Origin of the sequence: Staphylococcus argensis (genome assembly GCF_002902305.1) — a bacterium.
GTDB classification, from domain to species: Bacteria; Bacillota; Bacilli; order Staphylococcales; family Staphylococcaceae; genus Staphylococcus; species Staphylococcus argensis.
Genome location: NZ_PPPX01000016.1, coordinates 1 through 24,038 on the forward strand (window position 1 = coordinate 1; position 24,038 = coordinate 24,038).

22 protein-coding genes and 1 pseudogene are annotated in these 24,038 nt (G+C 41.3%); 9 read left to right on the plus strand and 14 right to left on the minus strand.

The window, feature by feature from the left end; translation table 11 throughout:
• The first annotated feature begins 168 nt into the window (after positions 1–168).
• Complete coding sequence (locus tag CD039_RS08995; protein ID WP_103372024.1) at positions 169–507, plus strand: SdpI family protein; 339 nt, start codon at positions 169–171, stop codon at positions 505–507.
• A 13-nt stretch (positions 508–520) separates the two neighbouring features.
• Here the strand turns inward: CD039_RS08995 and CD039_RS09000 are convergent, their stop codons facing one another.
• Positions 521–1,063 carry a M23 family metallopeptidase gene (locus CD039_RS09000; RefSeq protein WP_103372025.1) on the minus strand — a complete coding sequence of 181 codons (543 nt, stop codon included), beginning with the start codon at positions 1,061–1,063 and terminating at the stop codon, positions 521–523.
• Between the two features lie 22 nt (positions 1,064–1,085).
• Positions 1,086–1,901: an NmrA family NAD(P)-binding protein gene (locus tag CD039_RS09005; RefSeq protein ID WP_103372026.1), complete on the minus strand. Its 816-nt coding sequence runs from the start codon at positions 1,899–1,901 to the stop codon at positions 1,086–1,088.
• Positions 1,902–2,236: 335 nt separating this feature from the next.
• Here CD039_RS09005 and CD039_RS09010 point away from each other — a divergent pair, with 335 nt between their 5' ends.
• The 5 genes and pseudogenes from CD039_RS09010 (at position 2,237) to CD039_RS09030 (ending at position 6,107) form a co-directional block, all read left to right on the plus strand.
• Positions 2,237–2,938 (plus strand): SDR family NAD(P)-dependent oxidoreductase, encoded by a 702-nt coding sequence (locus CD039_RS09010; protein ID WP_103372027.1) that lies wholly within the window; start codon positions 2,237–2,239, stop codon positions 2,936–2,938.
• 195 nt (positions 2,939–3,133) lie between these two features.
• A pseudogene (locus CD039_RS09015) lies at positions 3,134–4,147 on the plus strand (amidohydrolase family protein).
• Positions 4,148–4,168: 21 nt separating this feature from the next.
• Positions 4,169–5,008 carry an alpha/beta fold hydrolase gene (locus CD039_RS09020; protein ID WP_103372028.1) on the plus strand — a complete coding sequence of 280 codons (840 nt, stop codon included), beginning with the start codon at positions 4,169–4,171 and terminating at the stop codon, positions 5,006–5,008.
• A complete protein-coding gene (locus CD039_RS09025) occupies positions 5,009–5,638 on the plus strand; it encodes a nuclear transport factor 2 family protein (RefSeq protein ID WP_103372029.1) in 630 nt (209 codons plus the stop codon).
• 181 nt (positions 5,639–5,819) lie between these two features.
• A complete protein-coding gene (locus tag CD039_RS09030) occupies positions 5,820–6,107 on the plus strand; it encodes a general stress protein (RefSeq protein WP_103372030.1) in 288 nt (95 codons plus the stop codon).
• 397 nt (positions 6,108–6,504) lie between these two features.
• Here the strand turns inward: CD039_RS09030 and CD039_RS09035 are convergent, their stop codons facing one another.
• The gene (locus tag CD039_RS09035) at positions 6,505–7,761 is read right to left on the minus strand and encodes a trypsin-like serine peptidase (protein ID WP_103372031.1); all 1,257 of its coding nucleotides are present in this window, start codon (positions 7,759–7,761) and stop codon (positions 6,505–6,507) included.
• A 265-nt stretch (positions 7,762–8,026) separates the two neighbouring features.
• Positions 8,027–8,884, minus strand: coding sequence for a fructosamine kinase family protein (locus CD039_RS09040; RefSeq protein ID WP_103372032.1), 858 nt, complete (start codon positions 8,882–8,884; stop codon positions 8,027–8,029).
• 751 nt (positions 8,885–9,635) lie between these two features.
• Here CD039_RS09040 and CD039_RS09045 point away from each other — a divergent pair.
• Both CD039_RS09045 and CD039_RS09050 read left to right on the plus strand, forming a co-directional pair.
• Positions 9,636–10,700, plus strand: coding sequence for a quinone-dependent dihydroorotate dehydrogenase (locus tag CD039_RS09045; RefSeq protein WP_103372033.1), 1,065 nt, complete (start codon positions 9,636–9,638; stop codon positions 10,698–10,700).
• Positions 10,701–11,200: 500 nt separating this feature from the next.
• Complete coding sequence (locus tag CD039_RS09050) at positions 11,201–11,623, plus strand: universal stress protein (protein WP_002471426.1); 423 nt, start codon at positions 11,201–11,203, stop codon at positions 11,621–11,623.
• A gap of 66 nt (positions 11,624–11,689) precedes the next feature.
• On the opposite strand, the gene CD039_RS09055 is transcribed toward CD039_RS09050, so the two are convergent.
• The 3 genes from CD039_RS09055 to CD039_RS09065 all read right to left on the minus strand — a co-directional run bounded on the left by CD039_RS09055 (position 11,690) and on the right by CD039_RS09065 (position 14,494).
• On the minus strand, positions 11,690–12,493 hold the full coding sequence (locus CD039_RS09055; RefSeq protein WP_103372034.1) for a Cof-type HAD-IIB family hydrolase: 804 nt from the start codon (positions 12,491–12,493) through the stop codon (positions 11,690–11,692).
• A 770-nt stretch (positions 12,494–13,263) separates the two neighbouring features.
• On the minus strand, positions 13,264–13,659 hold the full coding sequence (locus CD039_RS09060) for a type II toxin-antitoxin system HicB family antitoxin (protein ID WP_103372035.1): 396 nt from the start codon (positions 13,657–13,659) through the stop codon (positions 13,264–13,266).
• Between the two features lie 118 nt (positions 13,660–13,777).
• Positions 13,778–14,494 carry an epoxyqueuosine reductase QueH gene (locus CD039_RS09065; protein ID WP_049407248.1) on the minus strand — a complete coding sequence of 239 codons (717 nt, stop codon included), beginning with the start codon at positions 14,492–14,494 and terminating at the stop codon, positions 13,778–13,780.
• A gap of 298 nt (positions 14,495–14,792) precedes the next feature.
• Here CD039_RS09065 and CD039_RS09070 point away from each other — a divergent pair, with 298 nt between their 5' ends.
• Positions 14,793–16,223 carry an APC family permease gene (locus CD039_RS09070; RefSeq protein ID WP_103372036.1) on the plus strand — a complete coding sequence of 477 codons (1,431 nt, stop codon included), beginning with the start codon at positions 14,793–14,795 and terminating at the stop codon, positions 16,221–16,223.
• A gap of 898 nt (positions 16,224–17,121) precedes the next feature.
• Here CD039_RS09070 and CD039_RS09075 read toward each other — a convergent pair.
• The 7 genes from CD039_RS09075 to yut all read right to left on the minus strand — a co-directional run bounded on the left by CD039_RS09075 (position 17,122) and on the right by yut (position 23,974).
• Complete coding sequence (locus tag CD039_RS09075; RefSeq protein ID WP_103372037.1) at positions 17,122–18,027, minus strand: ABC transporter substrate-binding protein; 906 nt, start codon at positions 18,025–18,027, stop codon at positions 17,122–17,124.
• Positions 18,028–18,145: 118 nt separating this feature from the next.
• The gene (locus tag CD039_RS09080) at positions 18,146–18,841 is read right to left on the minus strand and encodes an ATP-binding cassette domain-containing protein (protein ID WP_103372038.1); all 696 of its coding nucleotides are present in this window, start codon (positions 18,839–18,841) and stop codon (positions 18,146–18,148) included.
• A complete protein-coding gene (locus tag CD039_RS09085) occupies positions 18,841–19,614 on the minus strand; it encodes an ATP-binding cassette domain-containing protein (protein WP_103372039.1) in 774 nt (257 codons plus the stop codon). The genes CD039_RS09080 and CD039_RS09085 overlap by 1 nt, the downstream gene beginning before the upstream one ends.
• Positions 19,607–20,431: a nickel transporter permease gene (gene nikC / locus CD039_RS09090; protein ID WP_103372040.1), complete on the minus strand. Its 825-nt coding sequence runs from the start codon at positions 20,429–20,431 to the stop codon at positions 19,607–19,609. Before nikC ends, CD039_RS09085 begins: the two co-directional genes overlap by 8 nt.
• Positions 20,428–21,414, minus strand: a complete 987-nt coding sequence (gene nikB, locus CD039_RS09095) for a nickel ABC transporter permease (RefSeq protein ID WP_103372041.1) — start codon at positions 21,412–21,414, stop codon at positions 20,428–20,430. The genes nikC and nikB overlap by 4 nt, the downstream gene beginning before the upstream one ends.
• The gene (nikA, locus tag CD039_RS09100) at positions 21,411–22,889 is read right to left on the minus strand and encodes a nickel ABC transporter substrate-binding protein (protein WP_103372042.1); all 1,479 of its coding nucleotides are present in this window, start codon (positions 22,887–22,889) and stop codon (positions 21,411–21,413) included. Before nikA ends, nikB begins: the two co-directional genes overlap by 4 nt.
• Positions 22,890–23,071: 182 nt before the next feature.
• Positions 23,072–23,974 carry an urea transporter gene (yut, locus tag CD039_RS09105; protein ID WP_103372043.1) on the minus strand — a complete coding sequence of 301 codons (903 nt, stop codon included), beginning with the start codon at positions 23,972–23,974 and terminating at the stop codon, positions 23,072–23,074.
• Between the last annotated feature and the right edge of the window lie 64 nt (positions 23,975–24,038).

A 24,038-nucleotide genomic window follows, 5' to 3' on the forward strand; every position in this document is an offset into this window, starting at 1 on the left:
GCGAGGATGGCTAGAGTTCAAAAAAGATGTAACCCTTTTTGAATTCAGACAGCTCCACATCCCCCAATCATTACTTATAAAATATAATTGACCCGCAGAAGCATGATACAATACATCTGCGGGTCTTTATGATGTCATTATACTTTAAAGTTGAGGTGCTCAATTCAAATGATTGTACTTATTGTCACGATTCCTTTTGCTATCGTTACCTATGCGTTTCATTATATGTTACAACATCATCTTGTTGATGAACGCAATAAATGGATGGGCTACCGAACGCCCCGTTCAATGAAAAGCCCACTTCACTGGAAATATGCGCAACACTACTTTGTACAAGTTAGCAAACAACTGACGACATTATTCTCTATTCTCGGCGTCATCTGGTTAATTGTCGACTTCATGCTTCACTTCAATGAATGGTCGTTATACATACAATTCGGCGTAGTTGCCATTTATATCATTCTGATCTTTATCATGACCGAAGCGCGTCTCAAACAAGTGGACTAGTCCTCTTTTTAAACTACAAGTCATACAAACTTTCTTCACCGTCAGGCAACTGGTCAACGAAAGCAGCAGGATCCTCGGCATAATGATTACCAACGCCACCTTTCATACGTTGGAAGTGCAGATGAGGCCCCGTAGTCATCTTACCTGTGTTACCTGAAAAAGCCACAACATCGCCAGCTTTCACGCGATCGCCTACTTCCACATTATACGCGTGCAGGTGCATATACCATTGATGATGCTGTCCGTCCGCTTCGGCAATCTGCAATACTTTGCCACCGAGCTTATCTGTAAAAATACGCGTGACTTCGCCATCTGTCGCAGCTTTGACAGGCGTCTTCTTCGGCAATGCGTAATCGATGCCATAGTGCTTCCCTTTCAACTGATCATTACGGTACTCTCCAAAGGTTTCTGTCTCTCTACTTTGACGCTCATATTTGAGATGAAAGGCAGTCTGTAAATCTTGTGTTTGCTTTAACTTAAGTACAAGTTCGACGACGAGGAAAATAGCGACGCCACCTAGGAGAAGAAATCCTATCCATTTTAATAAACTTCTCATAACAGTTCACAACCTCTTCAGCTTACCACTGCTGACGGGCAATCCAGCGATCGAGCGTTAATCTATCGGGATTAATTTCCGACATAAGCTCAAAATCCACTTTGTACCCTTTCTCCTCTAACCAAGAACGTTCAGCCGTACCACTCGTAAACTCGCCACGAATTGACGTTGGAATATCTGTCACCGTTTCAAATGTTGAGACGATGTCATTCAACGTACGTTCATCAGAAGCAATTTCTAAACTCTGACCATCATATTGTTGTGGATGTTCAAACACATGCATAGCAATTTGTGCGATATCACGTGTCGAAATCATCGCAAATGGAATATTTGGCGTAATAAATTCAGGAATATACAGATGTTCATCCTCTTTCTGCACAATACGTAAGAAATTGTCCATGAAGAAAGACGGTTTCACTAAAGTGTAATGTAAGCCACTATCAGCAAGCTCATTCTCAAGTTGCGCCAAGATTTCAAAGTGAGGTCCTGTACGATCACGATTCACTCCGCCGGCCGTACTGTAAACGATATGTTCAATGCCTTGTGCCTTAGCACTCTTCATAATATTGCGCCCTTGTTGTAACTCGACTTGCACGTCATCACGATGGATCGGCTGCACACTATACACACCGTCTACATCACTCATCGCATCACGTAAATCATCTGCGCTATTTAAATCTCCTTCAAAGATGTCTAGACGTTCGGAATCAAGTGCTTTCAACCGTTCGTTCTCTTTATTTCTTGTAAAAGCGCGCACACTATATTCTCTCTCAAGCAATGCTTGAACCACCGCATAGCCTTGCTTACCTGTTGCACCTATCACTAATATCTTCTTCATCGCTTTCTCCAGTCCTTTCATCACTATTCTTTAAATTTCACATTTGTTGAATGTCTGCGTTATTAAATTGATAATTCATCTTAAATCTCTGCGCACGAGACGTCAATTGATTAAGCTTTCGCTTGGTAGAACAACACCGACTTTCATCCTATTTTGTCACTTTTTCATGCGAATCATTTTGAAAATGTATATACCAAGATTTATATTATAAAAGCTGAATGTAAAAGCGTCATAGTCCATCACAAGATTTATTTATCACATTCAGGGTAAAATATGTAAAACAAAACAATATGTTCAAAAACTGAATAGCTTCATATTACAAAGGAGGCAATACAATGAGAACAGTATTGATTACTGGTGAGAACAAAGGACTCGGTTATGAAACTGCAAGACAACTCATCGACAAAGGTTACCAAGTCATTATCGGTTCTCGTAATTTAGAGCGTGGTCGCCAAGCTGCAGAAGAACTTGGCGCAGACGTAGTAGAATTGGATGTCACTTCAGAGGAGTCTGTCACGCAAGCCGCTAAGCATATTCAATCCCAATTCGGACACATTGATATTCTCATCAATAATGCAGGCATTTCAGGTACCTTTGATAAACCAGAGGCGCTCACAGCTGATGACCTCTATCCTGTATACAACACAAACGTCTTTGGCATCGTCCGTATGATGCATAGCTTTGTGCCATTGCTCGAAACTTCGTCACAACCTGTCGTAGTAAACGTAAGTAGCGGTTTAGGTTCCTTTGGTATGGTCAATGATCCAGAAACTGCGGAATCTCAAGTGAACTCCCTCGCTTATTGTTCATCGAAATCTGCCGTGACAATGTTGACGGTCCAATATGCGAAGAGTCTGACTAACATGCAAATCAATGCGGCTGATCCAGGTTCAACCAACACAGATTTAGTCGGCGATTTCAGTAACAATTCGAAACCGGCTTCTGAAGGTGTCATTCCTATCGTTAAACTCGCAACCATCGATGCGGACGGTCCAACAGGTACGTTTATCGATGCGAACGGCACGATGCCTTGGTAAGCGGTTTTCCCTTTTAATAAAGATTCTGTGACATTGAGTAAAAGTTCGTTAGGAGTCGAAGGTATACAGTTTAAATTCATTGAATTGATTCCAGGCACTTTTACCCACACTCACCACACGGCTTCCAATAAAAGGCAAAGTATTTGAGAATAACTTAGAGAGATATAACTGACGTTAATCAATGGAGGATGACTTATGAAATCAATTACGTTTGAAGAACACTATGTTGTAGAGGAAATCCAACAGGAAACGCTCAACAATGTGGAATTTGACGAAAATGGCGTACCACTTAAAGCGATGTTGCAAGCACTATCTGAAGAAACAGGCTTTGATAATGATGATGTGCTTGAAAGTGACGAGAATCATGACAAACGCTTACGCTTCATGGACGCGCAAGATGTGCAATACCAAGTCCTATCCTATGGTAATACACCACCATCACTCGTATCTGGTGAGAAATCGATCGAACTCTGCCGTAAAGCGAACGACAAATTGTATGATTACATTCAACAATATCCAGACCGTTTCTTAGGATTCGCAACGTTACCTATCAATGAACCTTAAGCTGCTGCCGAAGAACTCAAACGTTGCATCAACGATCTCGACTTTAAAGGTGCGCTCATCGCAGGTCGCACGAACAATCAATTCCTAGAAACACCTGACTTTGAAACTGTCTTTGCGACAGCAGCAGAACTTGATGTTCCTATCTACGTACATCCTGCAGTCTTACCTGCGAAGAACTATCAAGACTACTATGCGAGTGATGCATATGATGATGTCGTCGCTTCAACCTTTGCGTCATTCGGTTATGGTTGGCATATGGATGTCGGCATTCAAGCAGTTCGACTCGTGTTAAGCGGTCTGTTTGATCGTCATCCTAACCTTAAACTCATCATTGGTCACTGGGGTGAATTTGTACCGTTCTTCTTAGACCGTATGGATCAAGCGCTCATCGCTCGTGATTTGAAGAAACCAGTGAGCCAATACTTTAAAGATCATTTCTATATCACACCAAGCGGGATGTTAACACAGCCCCAATTCGATATGGTACGTCATTACTTTGGCGACGATCATATTCTATACTCAGCCGACTATCCTTACATTCAACCTGAAACGTTAGGTGCGTTTTTAGAAGAACTCGATATCGATCAAGAGACTAAAGAGAAGATTGCTTACGGCAATGCAGAACGACTTTTAAACCTTAAATAAACAGATAAAAGAGGGATACAAATGGAAACTATTCAATTAACAGACGCGAACGTACGCTATCACAAACTCGGCAAAGGACCCGTGCTCATCCTCATTCCAGGAGCGAATGGCACAGGCGACATCTTCATGCCTTTAGCGAAACACATCGCAGACCACTTCACCGTCATCGCGGTCGACCGCCGTGGATTTGGCAATAGTGAACTCACAGCGCCCCTTCCAGAAGAAGCCGCTGATCCACATAGTCAATATCGTGTGAAAAGAGATGCGCAAGATATTGCCGAAATTGCCCAACATGAAAGCGATGAACCCGTATACGTACTTGGTTCAAGTTCAGGTTCTATCGTAGCCATGCATGTCTTGAAAGAACACCCTGATGTTGTGAAACAAATCGCTTTCCACGAACCACCGATTAATACGTTTTTACCAGATCGTGAATATTGGCAACAGAAAAATAACGAAATCGTGGATACTGCATTAAGTGACAGCATGGCAAAAGCGATGGAAATCTTTGGCAAAGCATTAAATGTCGCAGAAATCGATCGTCAAGCTATGGCAAAACCAGCTCAAAATAACGATGACGCTGAACAAAACCAACGCGTGCAAGAAATGTTAAATTGGTTCAAATATGAAATTCGCCAATACACGACGTCTGATATTCAACTCAGTGACTTCAAACCTTATCTCGACCGTATCACCCTACTCAATGGAGAAGCGTCGAAAGGTTCGTTCCCACAAGACGTCAATAACTATATCGCTGAACAAACTGGCCTCGACATCGTTGAAATTCCAGGTGGTCATCTAGGCTACGTTCAAGACCCTGAAGGCTTTGCGAAAGTACTGCTTAAAGAGTGGGCGAAATAAATGGAGACGCAACGTTTCCTTCAACCTAACCCACCGCTAAGCATGGAAGACATCGTCGCTCGAGAAAATATTAAAGAGCTAATTACGTATGAACGCTTCTGTCGAGACAATAGTCTATGGAACGGGATGCGCACTTGCTTCACTCCCGATTCTGAAGTCAATATTTCATGGTTTAAAGGTACGGGTGACGAATTTGTCGACGATTCTCAAGCGATGCAGCGTTATGCGCCCCATCAAATTTACAACATTCAAGTGTGGCAGAATGGTGCGCGTGCGATCGCTGTGATGCAAGCAACGATTCAATCTCGGCTCGATATTGAAAGTGAGACATACGAGCTCCAGTCAGACGCAAAGATTATTTATCGTGTTGTGAAGCAAGATGAGACGTGGCGTATCCAACATTTAGATTGTGTTTATGAGCAAGACCGCTTAGTTTCGGTGCTTCCCACTGACTCAACCTTTGACCCGAATGAACTGGCGCTCTATCGTAAGAGTTATGCTTGCTTGTCTTACTGCCTCAATTATCTCGGTTACGATGTCAATCATCAGCTGATCGGTATTGATCAACCAGAGGCGTTAGAAGACTTTTACATGCAACTCGACACGTGGCTCATGCATGATAGTGAGTAGTTTATAGGCATTACAACTACAGCGGTAGTAGGTGTTTAAGTTAAAATTTATTCCAAAATAAATCTTTGTACCTCCAAGTCTGAAAAGAATCTTGTCTAATACGTTTAGAATAAGATTCAACGGGCATGAAAGGAATGTAGGCAACAGTATTCCCGTTAATCATCTTAAGGAGGTATGTCAAATGGCTAATAACAACATGAGTTATGAAGAAGCTGGCAAAAAAGGCGGCGAACAAACTGCTGAGAACCACAGCAAAGAATTCTACCAAGATATCGGTGAAAAAGGCGGCGACCATGCGAATGGTAAAGCGACTAAAGCAGAAGCCGGCCAAAAAGGCGGTATGCACGCTAGTGGTAAAATGACGAACGAAGAAGCAGGTCAAAAAGGCGGCGAGCAAACTGCTGAGAACCATGGCAAAGAATTCTACCAAGATATTGGTGAAAAAGGCGGCGACAACGCTAACCAATAAGTAGCGATATATGACTGTTCCTCTGCTCGGAGGAGACCCAAACCCAACTTCTAATATATTCGCACTTCCTTTAGAAGTCCCAACTCCTACCCGAATACGAGGAACGCTTTCATAAGACAACAACTTTAGATGATTAATCAATTCATACTAACCTAACCCTAAACGATATTCCTATAACCTACCAATAGTCAAAGCCTCAGCGCAAACTCACCCAATCCCATGAGTAGCGTTGAGGCTTTCTTATTTCTACATACTATAAAAAGCGAGGAACATCTCGCCCAACAATTGGACTTACGCTCCCCGCTTTTACAATAAGGACTAGGCTTCGAAAGAAAGTCAAACTATGTAATCTGCCGACTCCTCCATCTAGCCCTTTGTTTCAACTCAAGTTGAAATCTTATTGCATATTATTTTTAACAAAGTTCAACATATCACCAGTTAAAGGTACAGAGCCATTCGCATCTTTGCCTGCACCACCGTAGTGAATACCGATAAGTTGACGTTTCTTGTTGAACACGCCAGAACCAGAGTTACCTCCAACAGTACTTGCATCGTACTCTAAATGACTACCATCATTCTTCGTAATCTTACCGATGCTTTCCCACATCGTACTCAACGGTTTGTCACCAGGATAACCCGTGATCGTCATGCGTTCGCCCACTTTAGATTGTTGCGCATCTGCCATATTTGCAGGACGTACGACATCACCGATGCTTTGGCCTTTATCGTTCTTGTCAAAATGCACGACAGCTAAGTCTTGGTCTCCAGGATAGCGAACAATATTGTTCGATTTGAACTTACCTTTAGGGAAATTATTCTGACCATTCGCTGCTGGCATCGCTGTTACACTATCGTTCTTTACAACGTGTTTGTTCGTTAACATTGTGTTCTTACCTACAACAACACCTGAGGCAATACCGCCGTCACCCATATCAACGAAGCATAAAGATTGATAGTGACCGTGCGTTGTTCCTGGAATGCGATGTCTATTGTTGTTAGGTAATATGATTTCATTTTGGAAATGACCTTCAGGAATTTGCGCATTGCGTGGTTGTTCGTTGTTAGCAGCCGGTTGTGCTTGACCTTGTTTAGGGTCTTGTGAAGCTGCAGTTGCTGCTTTCTGTTGTTTTTGTTTTTCTTGTTGTGCTTGAGGCGCTTGTTGTTGTGAAGGTTGTTGTGTTTGATTATGTTGTGGTGCTTGTTTCTGTTGAGGTTGTTGCTTATGAGTAACTTGAGATGCTATATCTTGTTGTGTTGTTTGATTAGAGTGTGTTGCTTTGTGATCTTGTTGTGTTGCATCTTGAGAAGTTTGAGGTTGTTTAGATTGTGTTGCAGTCGCTTGATCTTGTTGTGCAGCCTTTTCTTCTTCAGTTGTCGCTACGTCTTGTGTTTGTGCTTTAGCTACATCTGCTTTAGAGGTTTGATCTTGTGTAGAAGGTTCTTCTGTGGCTTGTTGATTATCTGCGTTCGTATTAGGAGACGCTTGCTGTGACTTCTTATCTTGATCTGCTTGTGTTGTGGCTGTTTGATGTGTCGCCACATCTTGTTGATTGTCTTGCTGTTGAATTTCTTCAGCTGAAGCGTGACCTGCGCCTATTCCAAGGCCGCATGCTAGAGTTACAATTAACGAAATAACATACTTTTTGAGTTTCATCTAATTCCTCCTTTTCTAACTCTATCTATAATTTAAACTGAAAGGAAGAAATATACAAGTTTTGTTAGATTTTTAAATATACTTATTAATACTTTTATATAAAAGATAGGCAGTGTCTATATAGTGGGGCATACAATATATTCGTTATACATAGTTTGTTATCACAGTAGCCATTTTAAAATACTAAAAAAGCGCCCACCGACTCAAATGGGCACTGTTAAGTATCAACCCATTATAAGTCTGTGAACGCTGGTCATCAGTAGTATTAGTCATTTAAAATAGTCTGCATAGAACGGTCGACACTATGCGCGTACATGCCACCGAATTTCAATAAATGTACCATTAAGATATATAATTTGTAGAACTCAATGCGGAATTCTGCACCTTCACTTAATGGGTAGTGTTTGTCATAAGCTTCGTAGAATTCGGGACTAAATGCGCCGAAAGCTTTAGTCACACCGAGATCAAATTCACGATCGCCGTAAAATGGTGATGGATCGAATAAAGCCGGCGTACCGTCTTTCAAGTACATGTGGTTGCCACCCCACATATCACCGTGTAAGAGCGATGGTTTACTACGATGTTGCTCAAGTGCTTGAACCATAACGTCACGCACTTCTTGATACGTTTCACGATCCGCTTCCGTCCAATTCCCTTGTTCAATTAGCCCTTCACATAACACGTCCATACGCTGATTGATAAAGAGCTCACTCCATGTGTCACACCAATCATTGTCAAAGGAATGATCTCCACCTTCGTGTGGCATCTCGAAACCAAAGCGACCATCTGGCTGCTGATTGCTATGCATCTTAGCCACTAATTTCGCAAGATCACGTTGGTCACCACGACCACCTTCTTCAAGATATGTCAGCAAGAGATAAGCGTCACCGTCAATTTCCCCACTTCCAACGACTTTCGGTGCGGTAATGCTCGCTTCTTCAAACTTCTCTAGTCCAGCAATTTCTGCCGCGTAGAAATCTTCAGAGCGATTCGGCTGCACGAGTAAGAAGTACGTATCATCGGCCGTTTCTACTTTATAAGCCTGATTGACATCCCCGCCACTCACTGGTTGAATACGTTGAATATGATTCACTGGAAGTTGTTCTTGCCATACTTGTTTCATATCGATGCCTCCTCGATCGTTATCTTATACATTCCTTTATACCTTTTTTCGTGCTGGTTTAATCTTGTTACGTGATTCTAGAATATTAGGTAGGACTATTGTAGGTGGTGAGAAAATTAACAAATAAAATGAGTTATTAGTCTTTTTATTGTGTACTTGAGATGCTTAAGGAAGCTAAACCACAATAAAAATATTTATGGCGTGTAACAAGCGTTATGAGTAGCGTAGTATTATACATTAGCTTTTGAATTCAATCTGGTATCGCTTTATCGGACGCAATTCAGATTGCCGAATTCGAAATATTAAAAGAGTATAAGAATTGATTAAGAATCACATCTATAATTAATTATGAGTAAATTTTCAATGTGTACTCGAGACGCTTGATGGAGCTAGACCACTACGAAAATCCATTCTTTGAGCTCTTTGAGCGAAAAGAATTAGTTGAGTGTGGTCCCATAAGCAAGCGAGAGTTTTAACATTGAAAATTAGATTTTTTAATGTTAAAAAGGGTTATAATATTTAAATAATTTATAAATGATTTCTTTCTCTTTTACCCACCCTATTCGAGAAAACGATTTGTGTCAGAACAACAACTTTCATCTATAATATCTATGAAAGCGACACATAACATGCTAATCTTAAAGAGATACATATGCTAAATATGCGAAACAGTAATTCAACGACAACAAATGATTCTCTGAAACTTTAACCTAGCTGTTCGCGAAAATTTTATTAAAATGGAGCGTTGAATATGTATAAGTTAATTAAACCTATTCTTTTTAAAATGGATCCTGAACAAGCGCACGGCCGAATGATGCGCGCACTGAAAATCGTTCAAAAACACCCAACTTTACTCTCAATGATTGACCGTATCTTCCATTATAAAAATGACATGCTCGCTCAAGACGTTGCTGGCATTCATTTTACTAATCCGGTAGGTCTAGCGGCTGGCTTCGACAAGTCATGTGAAGTTCCTAAAGCGCTTCAATATAGTGGCTTCGGCGCCCTTGAACTCGGTGGCATCACACCAAAACCACAACCTGGTAACCCGAAACCGCGTATGTACCGTCTCCCTGAAGACCGCGCGCTCATCAACCGCATGGGCTTCAACAATATCGGTATGAACAAAGCGCTCAGCAATCTTCGTCGTCATAGCTATGACCTGCCGATTGGTATTAACGTCGGCGTGAATAAAATGACGCCATATGAAGAACGTTATCAAGACTACATCAAAGTGCTCGATACATTTAAAAACGATGCGACATTCTTCACGATTAATATCAGCTCACCTAACACAGCGAACTTACAGAACTTCCACGACAAAGATGAGTTCTCAATGTTAACGAAGGCGATTAAAGACTATCGTGAGAACCACGAGTTGTCACAACCGATCTTCTTGAAACTGACTTCGGATTTAGAGCTCGAAGGTTTCAAACACATTCTCGATCCTATCGTCGACACGTTCGATGGCGTAGTTCTAGCGAATACGACGCAACAACGTGATGGGCTACAATCCGACAATCGCAGTGAAGGCGGTGGCTTGAGCGGACGTCCACTTTTCGAACGTAATCGCGATCTTGTACGTTGGGCTTACCAACAAACGAAAGGCACTTTCCCGATTATCGCAACAGGCGGTATCTTTAGCGCAGAAGATGCGATTGAGATGATGCGCAATGGTGCGTCACTCGTGCAGATTTACAGTTCACTCGTTTACGAAGGTCCAGGCCTCACTGCTAAAATCAATAAAGACATCGTTCAATACCTCAAACAACACGGATATCATAACGTTTCCGAACTGATTGGTTTAGATGCATAAATTAATGCTAAAGCTCACATTCAGATTGATTGGATGTGAGCGTTTTGTTTTATGGAGAATTGGGATGACGTTTTTTAATGGCGGTAATGTTTTAGAAAAGCCTTAGCCTTCGAGATGCAGTATTATAGACTATAACAATTATATTCATTATGTTGACTCTCACAAATAAAAGAAGACATGCGTCTTAAACGGATGCCTACCTCACTGAAACACCCTATTAAAACTAAAAATAGAAATAAGTAGTGTTATTAAAGTGAGGTTAGAAGAAATAGTTCAGAATATCTGCAATACAAGTTAAGGGTTAGCGCGACTCCTGCAGGAATAGGGAGCTGTCTCTCCATCCCAATACGCAGTATTGCAAATTAGTACTAACTATATTAATACATTTCATTTTACCCAGACTCTTAATCCCTATGAAATCAAACAAACGTATGAGCTACTAATCAATTATTTAATTATTAAAATTTAGGGTATATATATAGTGAAAGGGGTAATCGTCTATGTATAACAATATCTTACTCGCATATGACTTTGATAACTCATTCAATAATGTGCCGAAAGAATTAGAAAACCTTACTGCGCACAACGATGAAGCGCGCGTAACTATCTTTAACGTGATACCTGAGTCAGACTTACAAGCTTCAGTGCGTTATGAAAATAAACACTTCGAATCACTTGCGGAAGAAAAAGGTGAAGAACTCACACCTTTCGTTCAAAAATTAGAAGATTTAGGATTAAAAGTTCGCGTACGTTTCAGTACAGGAAATATTAAAAACTGTCTACTCACAGAAATTGAACAAGAGAACTACGATATCGTAGTGATGAGTAATAAACGTGCGAAACCTGATATTAAAAATGTCTTAGGTAACGTCACTCATAAAATCGCAAACAGTGCGAATATTCCAGTGCTCATCGTTAAATAGGATGACATGAAATAAAGCTTTCGCTCCCTTGATTCGAGGCTGAGCGAAAGCTTTGTTTATGTGTTATTACTGTTGTTCTAAATAATCTTCAATTACTTGAAAGACACCGGAATCATCATTGGATGGAGCGCGATGTTGCGCTGCTTGTGCTACGTTATCGCTGCATTCTGCCATCGCATAGCTATGTGGTGTCATCTTTAACATTTCCAAATCGTTGTCCGCATCTCCGAAAGTCATGAGTTCGTCTGCTTGAATGCCCCACTTTTCAAGTAATTCCTCTAAAGCATGACCTTTATTCACTTCAGTTAGGATTAAATCAATACTGTCATTCCCACTCGTTACTGCGCGCACCTCGTCGTAGTCGTCTTCAATAATTTCAACAATTTTATCCACCATCGACGCATCTTTCACACGTAACGCGATTTTGACAATCTTCGTATCTTCGACATCTTGTAAATCACTTACGCGTTCTTTGTAGTAGTAATATTGATCAACGTAATCGTAGAAATCGTCAGCTCGGTCGTCGAGTATGTAGGCGCAGTTGAGTGCGCTGAGTACGACGTCTTTGATGTCGAAGTCTTCTGTGATCATTTCGAGTAGTGAGGTCACGATATTTTCTGGGAAATAATGTGCAGTCATGATTTCTCCGTTGTCGACTGTGATGGCACCGTTCTCAGCGACGTAGGAAATGTCGTCTTTCTTGTTTGGGAAGAATGACTGGAGTTGGGCGAGTTGGTTGCCGCTTGCGACGATAAATTTGATGTTGTGGTCTGTGAGTTGTTGGTAGATGTGGTCGAAGTAGTCTTCGTCCATGGTGTTGTCTGATTTGAATAGTGTGCCGTCTTTGTCTGTGGCGATTGCTTTGATCATTGTCTTCTTCACCTTTCTTCTTTCTGTGTGATGAGTAGTATTCTATACCCGTTTTGTGTTGGGATAAAATGTATTGCTTTGTGTTCTGTGGGATGTGGGGTGTTGTACTAATTTGCATTCGATGGAATATAGAGTGTTGTACTAATTTGCAATACTGCGTATTGGGTGGGATAAACGGCTCGCGTTCTTAGGGGGTCACGCTCAACTAAGTAATGATGCTTGTTGCGCATCATTACTGGATTTTCGCTGTGCCCTTTAATCCCTCAAGAGTCTCGTCTTCTCCCACCTTTTACTTGTGTTGCAATTGTATCTAGGTAATTTAATACTTCCTATAATTCTCAATGCTTCTTAACCACAACCAACACACACTCTCTATTTGTTTTTTTAAAGAAGTGTTTCTAGGATGAAAAAAATTTCTTTCTAATTTCTTCTATGATGTATCCTAGTATTTTAGATTTATAGATATTATTGTGGCATCATTTACTAAGTAAGTGATGGGAAAGTAACCTACTTTTCGTAGAAATTCTTTGTTGTTAATATAAAATCATTTCCTAGCAATATTTTTCCATTCATAGTACTCCCGTAACCTTAAATGAAAAACATAGAAAAAGATTGACTTACTGCAGTGATAAATATAAAGTATGACTTAAGAAGCAATAAGAAGCTGACCCATTTATTAATGGGAGGACTTATTTGCGCAAAACACCTCTCAATTCATTTAGTAATTGAGAGGTGTAATTGTAGGCTTTTTAATTAGTTAACTGCCCCTCTCAAATCTTCAGTTTTTCTCTAAGGGCTTGTTGTAGGACTTGGCTAAAGTTAACGTTATGCTCTTTTCCTAGTTTCACTAAGTATTTTGCGAGTGTCACCATTTTATTAACTGTCTTGTTCTCTTCTAACGCTCTTGCCACGTCGGTGTTTGCAATAATGAGTTGGAGTCGTTCTTTCTCATTTAGTTGTTCGCCAAGTTGGTTATAAGTAGACGCTTCAGGCATACTTTCTTGATCTTCTTCCATTAATAATAATGCGCCATTCAAGGCATCTTGCGCATTTTCCACTGCTTCTCTAAGTCCTTCTCCATAAGTTACTACTCCAGGTAAATCTGGAAATGATACGTTAAAATATTGATGTTCTTCTTCTAAAATTGCATAAAAGGTATATTTCATTATAAACTTCGCCCCTAATCTCGTTGTAGATTAGTATATGTTATAACATATACTAAAACTTTTATCCACAAATAATACGCACCTCAACGTCTCTGTCGAGGTGCGCATATCTACCTAATTAGAATTGCTCTAAGAACGCTTTCGCATCTTTATTGATTTGTTTAAAGTCTATACCTTGATCCATAGCCGCGAAGACACATCCGCAATAACATTGTCTAAAGATGTTGTAGTCGTTACACATTTGGATAGAACGTTCATACCCTTTATTCTTCTTAAAGTCGCCTGGCAGATAGTTCACATCGTAAATCTTCTGTACATCCATACCGATTTCGTTGATGAGTTGTGCGTTCTTCTTCGGAGAGAGTGTCAATGCACTGCCGAAGTAATCATAGCCGTATTCCACAGCCGCTTCTGCCACGAATTCGAGACGCATTTCGAAGCAAGCTGTACAACGACGGCCGCCTTCTGGTTCTTCTGTTAATCCTTTATCTTTCGCCATCTTCATAAATTCATGTGGTTTGTATGGCGCTTCGATATATTTCACATTTGCGCCGGTACGTTCGTTGAAGTCGTGAACGAACTGTTCTTGAACTTTTGCACGTCTCAAATACTCATTTTTAGGATGAATGTTTGGATTCGCAAAGTAAATCGCTACGTCTGCGTATTGTGTGAGAAACTCTAATGTATAGGTACTACACGGCGCACAGCAGCTATGTAGTAATATGCTTGGGCGCTCCCCATTGCGTTCCCAATCATTTATCATTTTTCGTAGGACTTTATCATAGTTAATCTTCTGATTTTTCATTTTCGCTACGATGCCATCCATTTCTATCATATTGATCACCCTTTTATATTGCTTTACCAAATTATATCAATAGTTGTTCATAAGGTGTAGTTTATTTTTGCTTAAAATGGTAAAATCTGTTCATCACTTCTTCAAATTGCGATGAGAATACGTCTTACAGGCATTTTTTCAATACTATTCTCTCTTAAAGTAAAAATTGTCACATTTTTTATTTCACAACATTGAGAATTATCTAACTATTTTCTGAGAATTATGCTATGATATAAATTATCTTATCGCTCTGTCATGAACGGAGTAATACATTTTAATACAAATCAGGAGGTTACTCATGGGAGGTTTTACTCAAAAGATCTTCAAGAAAGAAGATCCATCAGTCTATCAAGATAAAGATTCACATCTCGAACGCACGCTCCGTGTTAGAGATGTGATTGCACTCGGAGTCGGGACAATTGTCTCTACGGCTATCTTCACTCTACCTGGTATCGTTGCTGCACAACATACTGGACCGGCCGTAGTCATCTCATTTATCCTCGCTGCCGTCGTTGCTGCACTCGTATCCTTTGCTTACGCAGAAATGTCATCCACTATGCCTTACGCTGGCTCAGCCTATTCTTGGATTAACGTCGTCTTTGGCGAAATCTTCGGTTGGATTGCAGGTTGGGCACTGTTAGCCGAATATATTATCGCTGTCGCATTCGTTGCCTCAGGTTTCTCAGCCAACCTTCGCGGCCTCATCTCGCCACTAGGTATCCAATTACCCGATGCTCTGACACACACATTAGGTGCGTCTGGCGGTGTCATCGATATCATTGCTGCTATCGTTATCATATTAACTGCATTACTCCTCTCGTTTGGCGTATCAGAGGCTGCACGAGTAGAGAATATACTTGTTGTGTTAAAAGTCTTTGCCGTCTTGCTCTTCATCGTAGTCGGACTTACAGTGGTACATCCAGAGAACTACGTACCATTCATCCCTGAATACAAAGAAACAGCAAATGGCGCATTCGGTGGCTGGCAAGGTATCTACGTAGGGGTCTCAATGATCTTCCTAGCTTACATTGGCTTCGACTCAATCGCAGCCAACTCAGCCGAAGCCATCAACCCACAGAAGACGATGCCACGCGGAATCATGGGTTCACTCATTATCGCAGCAACACTCTTCGTTGCGGTATCACTCGTACTCATCGGTATGTTCAAATACTCTGCGTACGGCACAACAGCAGAACCTGTAGGCTGGGCACTTCGCCAAAGCGGATTCGGAGTCGTAGCCGCTATCGTTCAGGGTATTTCAGTTATCGGTATGTTCACAGCACTCATCGGTATGATGCTCGCAGGTTCACGACTCGTCTACTCATTCGGACGTGACGGTCTACTACCATCATGGTTAGGTAAATTGAACAAAAAACACCTACCAAACAATTCATTGATTGTACTCACAATCGTCGCAGTCATCCTTGGTGCAGTGACACCATTCGAATTCCTAGCACAACTTATTTCTGCAGGAACACTCGTCGCATTTATGTTCGTATCCATCGGTATCTTCGCATTACGTCGCAGAGCAGGTAAAGATCTACCAGAACCCGGCTTCAAGATGCCATTCTTCCCAGTATTGCCAATCCTAGGATTCCTCAGTACAGCCATCGTATTCTGGGGACTCGATAGCAAAGCGAAACTCTACACACTCGCTTGGTTCATCTTCGGACTCGCAATCTACTTTATCTACGGGCTTCAACATTCTAAAAAACACATCAAAGACTAAAACCAAGCACCAGGCGCATCCCAGCGTCCGGTGCTTTTACTGTGTATGGCACTTTCTTCACAACATAGTAAGATTTTTAAAATCATTTCTGCTCAGAACTTAGTAATCTGAATATATTCGAACCCTAATTCCCAGAAACTCTCTATTCATACTCTCCCCTCCAATTCATACTTTCTCTCGCTTCCTACCATACACCCCTAAAAGAAAGAATAAGTATGGTAGTAAAGTTTGAGTAAGTAGAATAAGAAATAGTAGGCTTCATTGAGCTACAATCAACGAAATGCTAAATTTGAGAAATAATAATTAGTACGACACTCCCAAATTGAAGAAACAGTAATTAGTTTCTATAATCTTCCACCACACACCAAATAAATATAATGGATGTGAAGATGAGAAGTTGATATTGGGTTAAAAGACTTTATTGTTTATAGTAAGGATTTGAAAATCTGCGAATACTAAATTCGAGAAACTGAAAGCCGAGAAACATTTCATTAAAGGTATGCTCTTTAATCACTCTATTGATGAACTGAAAACCATTTCTAGATACAAAATTAATATACCGCACACAAAAAGAGATGATACTAAGTCTGACGCCCGAGGGATCACGCTGCAGCCGAAAATCCATTTTCGCTTGCAACAAAAGCGAAAATTAGTTGAGGCGCAGCCCCTGGGCAAGCATGACTTAAAGTATCATCTCCCATTTATTACAAACTATTCAATTTTCACGAACTACTAAAGGTTTTCAGTCCTTTTCTCGCAAGAGAAAACTATTAAAACCAACACTCTCAAATGAGGCTTCCAGTTTTTCTCGCAAGAGAAACAAAGATTAGTACAATACTCTCTATTTTAAGAAACAGTGATGAATACCTATCATTTTACCTTACACAACCAAGGCATCTTATTTATCCAACAACTGCTTCTTCAAATCCTTACGCTCATAATCCATAGAATAAGGGTCATTCAACCAATAAATCCCCTCATCAACCTTAATCGTATGCCCATTCTTCACAGCATCCGTATTCTTCCAATAATCCTTATCCTCAAACGACAACTTACTACCCTTCGCAACCGGAGTAATCACATAATCCCCAGCCATCTCAGGAATCTCCTCATTCGAAATCTCAGCCAAGTCATTCTTCTTCGTCGCCTTCTCAACCTTATCCGGCATCTTCATACCAAACGAATCATACACAACTTCACTACCATGGCCATACGTCTTACCTAACGCATAAACCTTCTTATCAAAGTCCTTAATAATAGAAACCGTAGTATCTTTACCTAACTTATCTTTGATTTCTTTACTATCATTTTTCGTTTTCTTATCCCAATCATCAATCCATTTCTGAGCTTTATCCTCTTTGCCCACAAGCTTACCTAGCTCTTTATGTTGATCTTTATAATCATGTTTTTGATAATCGTAAGCAACTGTTGGCGCAATCTTATTTAATTTCTTCAAGTTCTTATCCGTATTGTATGTAACGATAAGATCTGGTTTCAATTTCGCAACGCTTTCCACTTTCTCAGGATCGACTTTCTTCACGCCTTTAAATTTCTTCTTGAGAACTTTACTGTCATCCACAAGATTCGCTACACCCACGATGTTGGTATCGAGTTGTTTCAAGCCACCTGCGTAAGTCGTTCCAAGTACCACGACACGCTTAGGATGTTTCGGTACTTTCACTTTCTTGCCATCGTCCTGCTTGTACGTCGTCTTATCATTCTTATCTCCGTTATCGTCTGAACCGTTACCACATGCTGCGAGTACGAGTACGAGAACAATTAATGGAATGAGTAACTTTTTCATATTAAAATGCTCCTTTTTTCTCAATTACGTTAAGTTATTTTCAATTATACATCGCATAAAATATTATTCAAGTTAATTGATAAGCGTTTTCAATATTTTTTACTCATCTTTGATAAAGCTATTCTTCGTAAACTGCAACTAATTCCTTGGTATAAGCTGCACGCTGTTCATCAAACAAGTCTGAACTTTCAAAGTAATCGACAATACGCCCGTCTTTTAACACCACAAACGTATCTACGAATTGTTGGAGAAACGCTAAATCGTGTGAAATCACTAACATGCTTTGATGGGTCTCACGATGGTATGCGGTCAGTATATCTATCACATGTTGTTCGGCAATCACATCTAAGTTGGCGGTAATCTCATCACAAATGAGTAGTTCAGGCTGAAACATCAACGTACGAATAATGTTGAGCCGTTGAAGCTGGCCTCCACTGACTTGACCTGGTCGTTGTTCCAACAGCTCTTGAGGTAACTTCAATGACATCATTAACTGTTCGAGACGTTGTTGCGCCTCTGCAGATTGCGTCTTGTCATAATACTTCAAGGCTTCGCTCATCGAAGCGCCAATCGTCATGCCAGGATTGAAACTTTGGCTCGCATGTTGAAAGATAGGCAAGATGTGCTGGCTCGACCGTTGAATCCGACCTTTCCTTGGTTTCTGCGCTCCTAAGATAAGTTGACCTAACGTCGTCTTACCAGAACCACTTTCACCGACTACACCGACGATGCGCCCTTTCTCAATCGTTAAGTTGATATCATGCAATATTTCGCGCTTACCATAGTTAGAATAGACATGTTTCAGTTGTATCATCAGCTCTGCTCCTTCGTAAGTCGTTTACGTGCCGCAAACAGTTGACGTGTATACGCAGTCATCCGTTGTTGTTGCACATCTTCTGCGGTTAAATGATCAACATGTTGTCCTGCTTTCATCACGTCAATCACATCACTGTGTTGTTGGGCTTGAGATAAGTCATGGGTGATAAGTAATAGCGTTTGACCGTGAGTCGCAGTTAAGTGCGTCAATAGTTCCATAATCGCTTTACCTGTTAGCACATCTAATGAGGCAAGTGGTTCATCTGCAATAATCACCTCAGGGTTTAACATTAAAACGCTCGCAATTTGTATTCGCGCGAGCTGACCGCCCGAAAGTTCAAAGCGATAGGCATGGGCAATTGCCGGTTCAAGATTCACCCGCTTCAACGCTTGCGTCACGCGTCGTTCTGCTTGCTTACGCGATACTTGAAAATGGTAGCGGTAAATATCGACGAGTTGTTTATCTAATCGCGTATGATGATTGAAACTATGTGTATAATCTTGATCAATATAGCCAATCTTACGTCCTAAAAGTGATGCAACAGACTGTAGCCGTTCCCCTTGATAACGCAAAGCTTCCATATAACTTTGCAACGCTCTCGGAAGCGCCCCGATCAACGCTTTCGCCGTTAAACTTTTACCTGAGCCACTTTCGCCAATCAACATATGTAGATGACCGCGCAATAATGTCAACGACACATCTTGAACGAGAGGATCGCCTGCCTCAGTTGCCACACTAAGATGCTCCACACTCAATATTTCTTTAGTCATGAGATTCACTTCCTTTGTCTAACAGTCGATCTCGTAACGCATCTCCAGCTAAGTTGAAGAGGAGAATCGTCAAGGAAATCATCGCAGCAGGTGCAAGCATTAGAATCGGGTGACTCGTCATATAACTTCGACCCGCGTTCAACATGGCGCCCCACTCTGGAGAAGGGGGTTGAGCGCCTAAACCGAGGAAGGAGAGTGATGAAATATATAAAATAATCTTACCGAAATCGACCGTCATAATCACGATGAGCGAAAGCCAAGCTCGCCGCATGCAATGTTTCCACATAATGACAAGATTGGGTACATGAAAATACCGCGCCATCTGAACATACGGTTTCGTCACTTCGCTACTAACTAAGGCACAAGTTAGACGTGTATAGGTCATCCATTTAATCAGAACAATCGCAATGACTAGAGTCCAGATACTTGGTTTGAAAAAGCTAGCGAGTGCAATCATTAAGACAAATTCAGGGATGCTTAAGCCGATATCTACTAAACGCATCATCGCAGACTTTAGCCATCCTCCATAATAGCCAGCGACTAATCCTAATGGAATACCGACCAATGCCGTCACAATGAGTGTTAACAGTGTCACGACAAGCGTGTAACGCGCACCAATCACAATGCGAGCAAAGAGATCACGTCCATAATCGTCGGTGCCTAACCAATGGGCACTAGAGGGCGCACGTAACGTCTCCCCTAAGTGAACATCGAACGCTTGATGTGCGCTTACGAACAATTGGCTCACCACGATAATGACCATATAAACCACACAAAGGAGAATAGGCAAATTTGAACCTTTCATCATCTTCTTCATAGCATGCCTCCTCCTTTAGGTGTGTCCTTTTTACCAGACTGACCTGCACGCGTATGCACACGTCGTTCTGGATCGAGCCATAACAAGATGAGGTCGCTTATCGTATTCGCTATCACGACGAAGCAACCAATCATCAGTACAGCTCCTTGAACCACAGGATAATCACGCGCACGAATACTATCGACGAGGAAGTGGCCAATGCCTGGAATGCCGAATAAATTCTCAATGACCACGGTCCCACCTATTAAGCTGCCCACCGACATACCTAACATCGTCACGATAGGAATCAGCGCAGGTCGCAACATATCTTTACGTAAAATAAAGCGTTCCGAAAGTCCGCGATTGCGTGACGCTTGCACTTCACGTGAATGGTAACCTTCGATGAGACGTGAACGCATGAGTCGCACGTAATAAGCGCTCATACCCAGACTGAGTGCGATAACGGGCATCACATAACTTAAAGGCGAATCAATGCCTGATGACGGCAACCAATGAAGTTGCTCGCTCAGACAGTAAATTAATATAATGCCGATAAAGAACGAAGGGATGCTAACCACAAAGGAAGTCACGATACGGATTACTCGGTCTAAAGAACGTTGATAGTATTTCGCTGCGAGTATCCCCAGTGGGACCGTCACGAGAAAGACCACACCAATTGTAGCGCCAGCTATAATAAGCGTAGGTGGTGTATAATACAGCAATTCTTGCGTCACTGGCTCTCCAGTTTGATAACTTTGACCAAAGTCAAAATGTATCACCTGGCCTAACCAATGAATGTATTGCGAAAGAAAGGAGGCATTCAAGCCCAAACTTTCGCGTGTTTGTTCGACCTGTTGATGAGAGACATTGGCTTCGTCAAGATGAAGTATCTTGTCTACAGGATCTCCAGGCGCAAGTTTCATTAAGATAAACGTCACAGTAGAAAGGACAAATAATACGATGATCATTTGTCCTATTCTAGAAAGTATGCTTTTTACAATCATGAGCCTTTATCCACCTTGTAATCTACCAAGTAAATATCTTCTGGAGAGGCTTGAAGGTGTGTCACTTTATGGTTCATAGCTATGAGCGTGTCATTGTAGGCGATGTAACTATTCGCTTGATCTTTATCTGATGCTTTCAGAATTTGATCGGTCAGTTGATGACGGTCTTGCGTATTAACTGTCGTATTCAATTGATGAATCAGATCGACGACATGTTGATTGTGATAATCACCTTTGTTAATCGCACCATCTGGCATATACGCTTGGTTGAAGAAATAACCTGTGTCGCCACGTAGTAAGGTACCAAAGCTATACATCGAAACATCCCATTGTTTCTTATTCTTCAAGTAACCTTCAATATCGTCTACGTTACGGATATCAATGTCGATATTCGCTTTCTTCGCATCTGATTCAATGACTTGCGCAATCTTAGGCAATTCTGGACGTCCATCATAGCTCACCATCTTCAATTTCAACGGATGATGTTGATCGTAGCCTTCATCTTTCAACAACTGCTTCGCTTTTTTAATATCTTGAGCAGTCGGTTCTTGATCTTTAATATAATCTAGTTTGTCATTAAATGGCCCTGTCGCAGGTTGTGCATATCCTTTGTAGATATGTTTCGTAATACTGTCTCTATCAATGACACGATCCAAGGCTTCTCGCACATTCTTATTTACTTTATTGCTCGTATGATTGTAGAGTAATAAGCTTGTTCTGAAACCTGAAACACTGGATACTTTCGTCTTACTATCTTTCTTCAAACTATCCATCTTCTCAACAGGCACATCTGTAATGACATCTGCACGACCCGATTTCAAGTCACTCGTACGTTTATCGCCATCTTCTTGGTAAGACACTTTCAGATGTTGCATCTTCGGCTTACCTTTCCAGTAGTGATCATAACGATCCGCTTCAATCGATTGTGATTGACGATAATGCTTGATTTGATAAGGACCAGTACCCACAGGTTGTTTCTTCACATTCCCTTTCGCTTTCGTATCGTAAATGCCTGCGAACGGACTAGCGAGCTCTGACACGAGTTCTGGGTATGCTTTAGAGGTATGTATCTTCACCTCTTGTCCATCCGCTTCAATCGATTTAATAGGTAACGACCCTTTGACGAGGCCGCTGTTATCCAAACTTTCTTCCAGACTATCTTTAACCTTTTGACCTGTCAGCTTTTTCCCATTTTGAAAATGAATGTCGTCTTTCAACGTCAAGTCCAATTCTTTGTTAGAGGGTTGTTGATAAGATTTCACTAATTCTTTCTTCACTTTGCCGTTTGACTGTGCTTTAAAAAGCGCTTCGACTGCCCCAATCTTCACAGGCACATCGGTATCATACGGCGCTATTGACGTCGTTTTCAGTGGAATCTCCACATTTAATGTTTGCGCTTGATCTTTCTGACTTGCAGAACCACATCCTGCAAGGAGTAATGTACATGAAGCAATCATTGCGATTACTTTCTTCATGGTTCCATTCCTTCTTTCAATCTTATTATCCATGCTTCTTATATGAAGTTGTCACTTATTGGCGGAAACTATCACCATATTATTTCCGCAGTCCTCACACTGTTATTCGTTCAGCCACGTCATTTACAAAGGTGAAACGGGGACTCGCTTGCCACCGCTCTCACCTACTCTTTTTCAAACAATTAATCATCCTGCACTTTCATACTCGAACCTGCAAACAACATGATCCACGTTGCCACGATAAATGGCAAGGTAAACACGGGGATCCCGAATGGCGTGAGTAATGTCGTAAGCCCGGCATGTAGCACAATCGTCAACAAGATACCGAGCACGATACTCACGACCCGATGTAGACGCGTGTTAAAAGCAACGCCGAGTGCGAGTGTCGTCAAGATGACGTTGTAGCCAAAGAGACCCTCATTCACTTCGTCATGATTCGCACCCATCAACATCACGACACCTAAACCGATGAGGTTAGCGAGTATGGCGTAGAGTCCTGCTTTACGAGATGAGATAAAGATTCCAATGAGTATCAGAATGCCTGCTAGGAGACTTTTCAGCAGGAAGATTTCACTAAATCCAGTAAAGAACGCCGTAATCATATGTATCGGATGGTGTGAGTATTCAATCTCATGAACCTTATCCGGTAAAATGTTCACGTTCGCGTTGATAAATTCAAATTGGAAAGACATCAACAAGATAATCCAACTGATGAAGACGTACGGCATCGTCAACATCGGCACGTTAAACGGTTTGAAGAACTCTCTAAATGCTGACCCGATAGGTAGCGTAATGATAATCGCCACAAGCACTACGACATAGCTATACCATTCGTTAGAGAGAAAGAGCGTTAACGCAATCGCAGTCAATACTGGGTTGAAACCTGCGAGCCCCTCTTTGATCTCCGCTTCAGAATAGTTCGTCCATGGTGCTAATACCAGTGCAATGATACTTGCGATTAAAGTCATGATACCGACTTCAATGCTGCCGACCCATAGACCAACGAGGATCAACAGACCCGTACAAGCGTTGTTAATTAATAATACTTGCGAAATATTGCGCAGAATGATGCGTATGTAATTCAAATCCTCACCTTCTCAATATGGTTATACAAACCAATACTATTATATAATTCCAAAAATATAAAGT

Excerpts from the sequence above, each read along its gene's own strand:
- CD039_RS08995 (WP_103372024.1), top strand. The coding sequence starts at position 169 with ATGATTGTACTTATTGTCACGATTCCTTTTGCTATCGTTACCTATGCG.
- CD039_RS09000 (WP_103372025.1), bottom strand. The coding sequence starts at position 1,063 with ATGAGAAGTTTATTAAAATGGATAGGATTTCTTCTCCTAGGTGGCGTC.
- CD039_RS09005 (WP_103372026.1), bottom strand. The coding sequence starts at position 1,901 with ATGAAGAAGATATTAGTGATAGGTGCAACAGGTAAGCAAGGCTATGCG.
- CD039_RS09010 (WP_103372027.1), top strand. The coding sequence starts at position 2,237 with ATGAGAACAGTATTGATTACTGGTGAGAACAAAGGACTCGGTTATGAA.
- CD039_RS09020 (WP_103372028.1), top strand. The coding sequence starts at position 4,169 with ATGGAAACTATTCAATTAACAGACGCGAACGTACGCTATCACAAACTC.
- CD039_RS09025 (WP_103372029.1), top strand. The coding sequence starts at position 5,009 with ATGGAGACGCAACGTTTCCTTCAACCTAACCCACCGCTAAGCATGGAA.
- CD039_RS09030 (WP_103372030.1), top strand. The coding sequence starts at position 5,820 with ATGGCTAATAACAACATGAGTTATGAAGAAGCTGGCAAAAAAGGCGGC.
- CD039_RS09035 (WP_103372031.1), bottom strand. The coding sequence starts at position 7,761 with ATGAAACTCAAAAAGTATGTTATTTCGTTAATTGTAACTCTAGCATGC.
- CD039_RS09040 (WP_103372032.1), bottom strand. The coding sequence starts at position 8,884 with ATGAAACAAGTATGGCAAGAACAACTTCCAGTGAATCATATTCAACGT.
- CD039_RS09045 (WP_103372033.1), top strand. The coding sequence starts at position 9,636 with ATGTATAAGTTAATTAAACCTATTCTTTTTAAAATGGATCCTGAACAA.
- CD039_RS09050 (WP_002471426.1), top strand. The coding sequence starts at position 11,201 with ATGTATAACAATATCTTACTCGCATATGACTTTGATAACTCATTCAAT.
- CD039_RS09055 (WP_103372034.1), bottom strand. The coding sequence starts at position 12,493 with ATGATCAAAGCAATCGCCACAGACAAAGACGGCACACTATTCAAATCA.
- CD039_RS09060 (WP_103372035.1), bottom strand. The coding sequence starts at position 13,659 with ATGAAATATACCTTTTATGCAATTTTAGAAGAAGAACATCAATATTTT.
- CD039_RS09065 (WP_049407248.1), bottom strand. The coding sequence starts at position 14,494 with ATGATAGAAATGGATGGCATCGTAGCGAAAATGAAAAATCAGAAGATT.
- CD039_RS09070 (WP_103372036.1), top strand. The coding sequence starts at position 14,793 with ATGGGAGGTTTTACTCAAAAGATCTTCAAGAAAGAAGATCCATCAGTC.
- CD039_RS09075 (WP_103372037.1), bottom strand. The coding sequence starts at position 18,027 with ATGAAAAAGTTACTCATTCCATTAATTGTTCTCGTACTCGTACTCGCA.
- CD039_RS09080 (WP_103372038.1), bottom strand. The coding sequence starts at position 18,841 with ATGATACAACTGAAACATGTCTATTCTAACTATGGTAAGCGCGAAATA.
- CD039_RS09085 (WP_103372039.1), bottom strand. The coding sequence starts at position 19,614 with ATGACTAAAGAAATATTGAGTGTGGAGCATCTTAGTGTGGCAACTGAG.
- nikC (WP_103372040.1), bottom strand. The coding sequence starts at position 20,431 with ATGAAGAAGATGATGAAAGGTTCAAATTTGCCTATTCTCCTTTGTGTG.
- nikB (WP_103372041.1), bottom strand. The coding sequence starts at position 21,414 with ATGATTGTAAAAAGCATACTTTCTAGAATAGGACAAATGATCATCGTA.
- nikA (WP_103372042.1), bottom strand. The coding sequence starts at position 22,889 with ATGAAGAAAGTAATCGCAATGATTGCTTCATGTACATTACTCCTTGCA.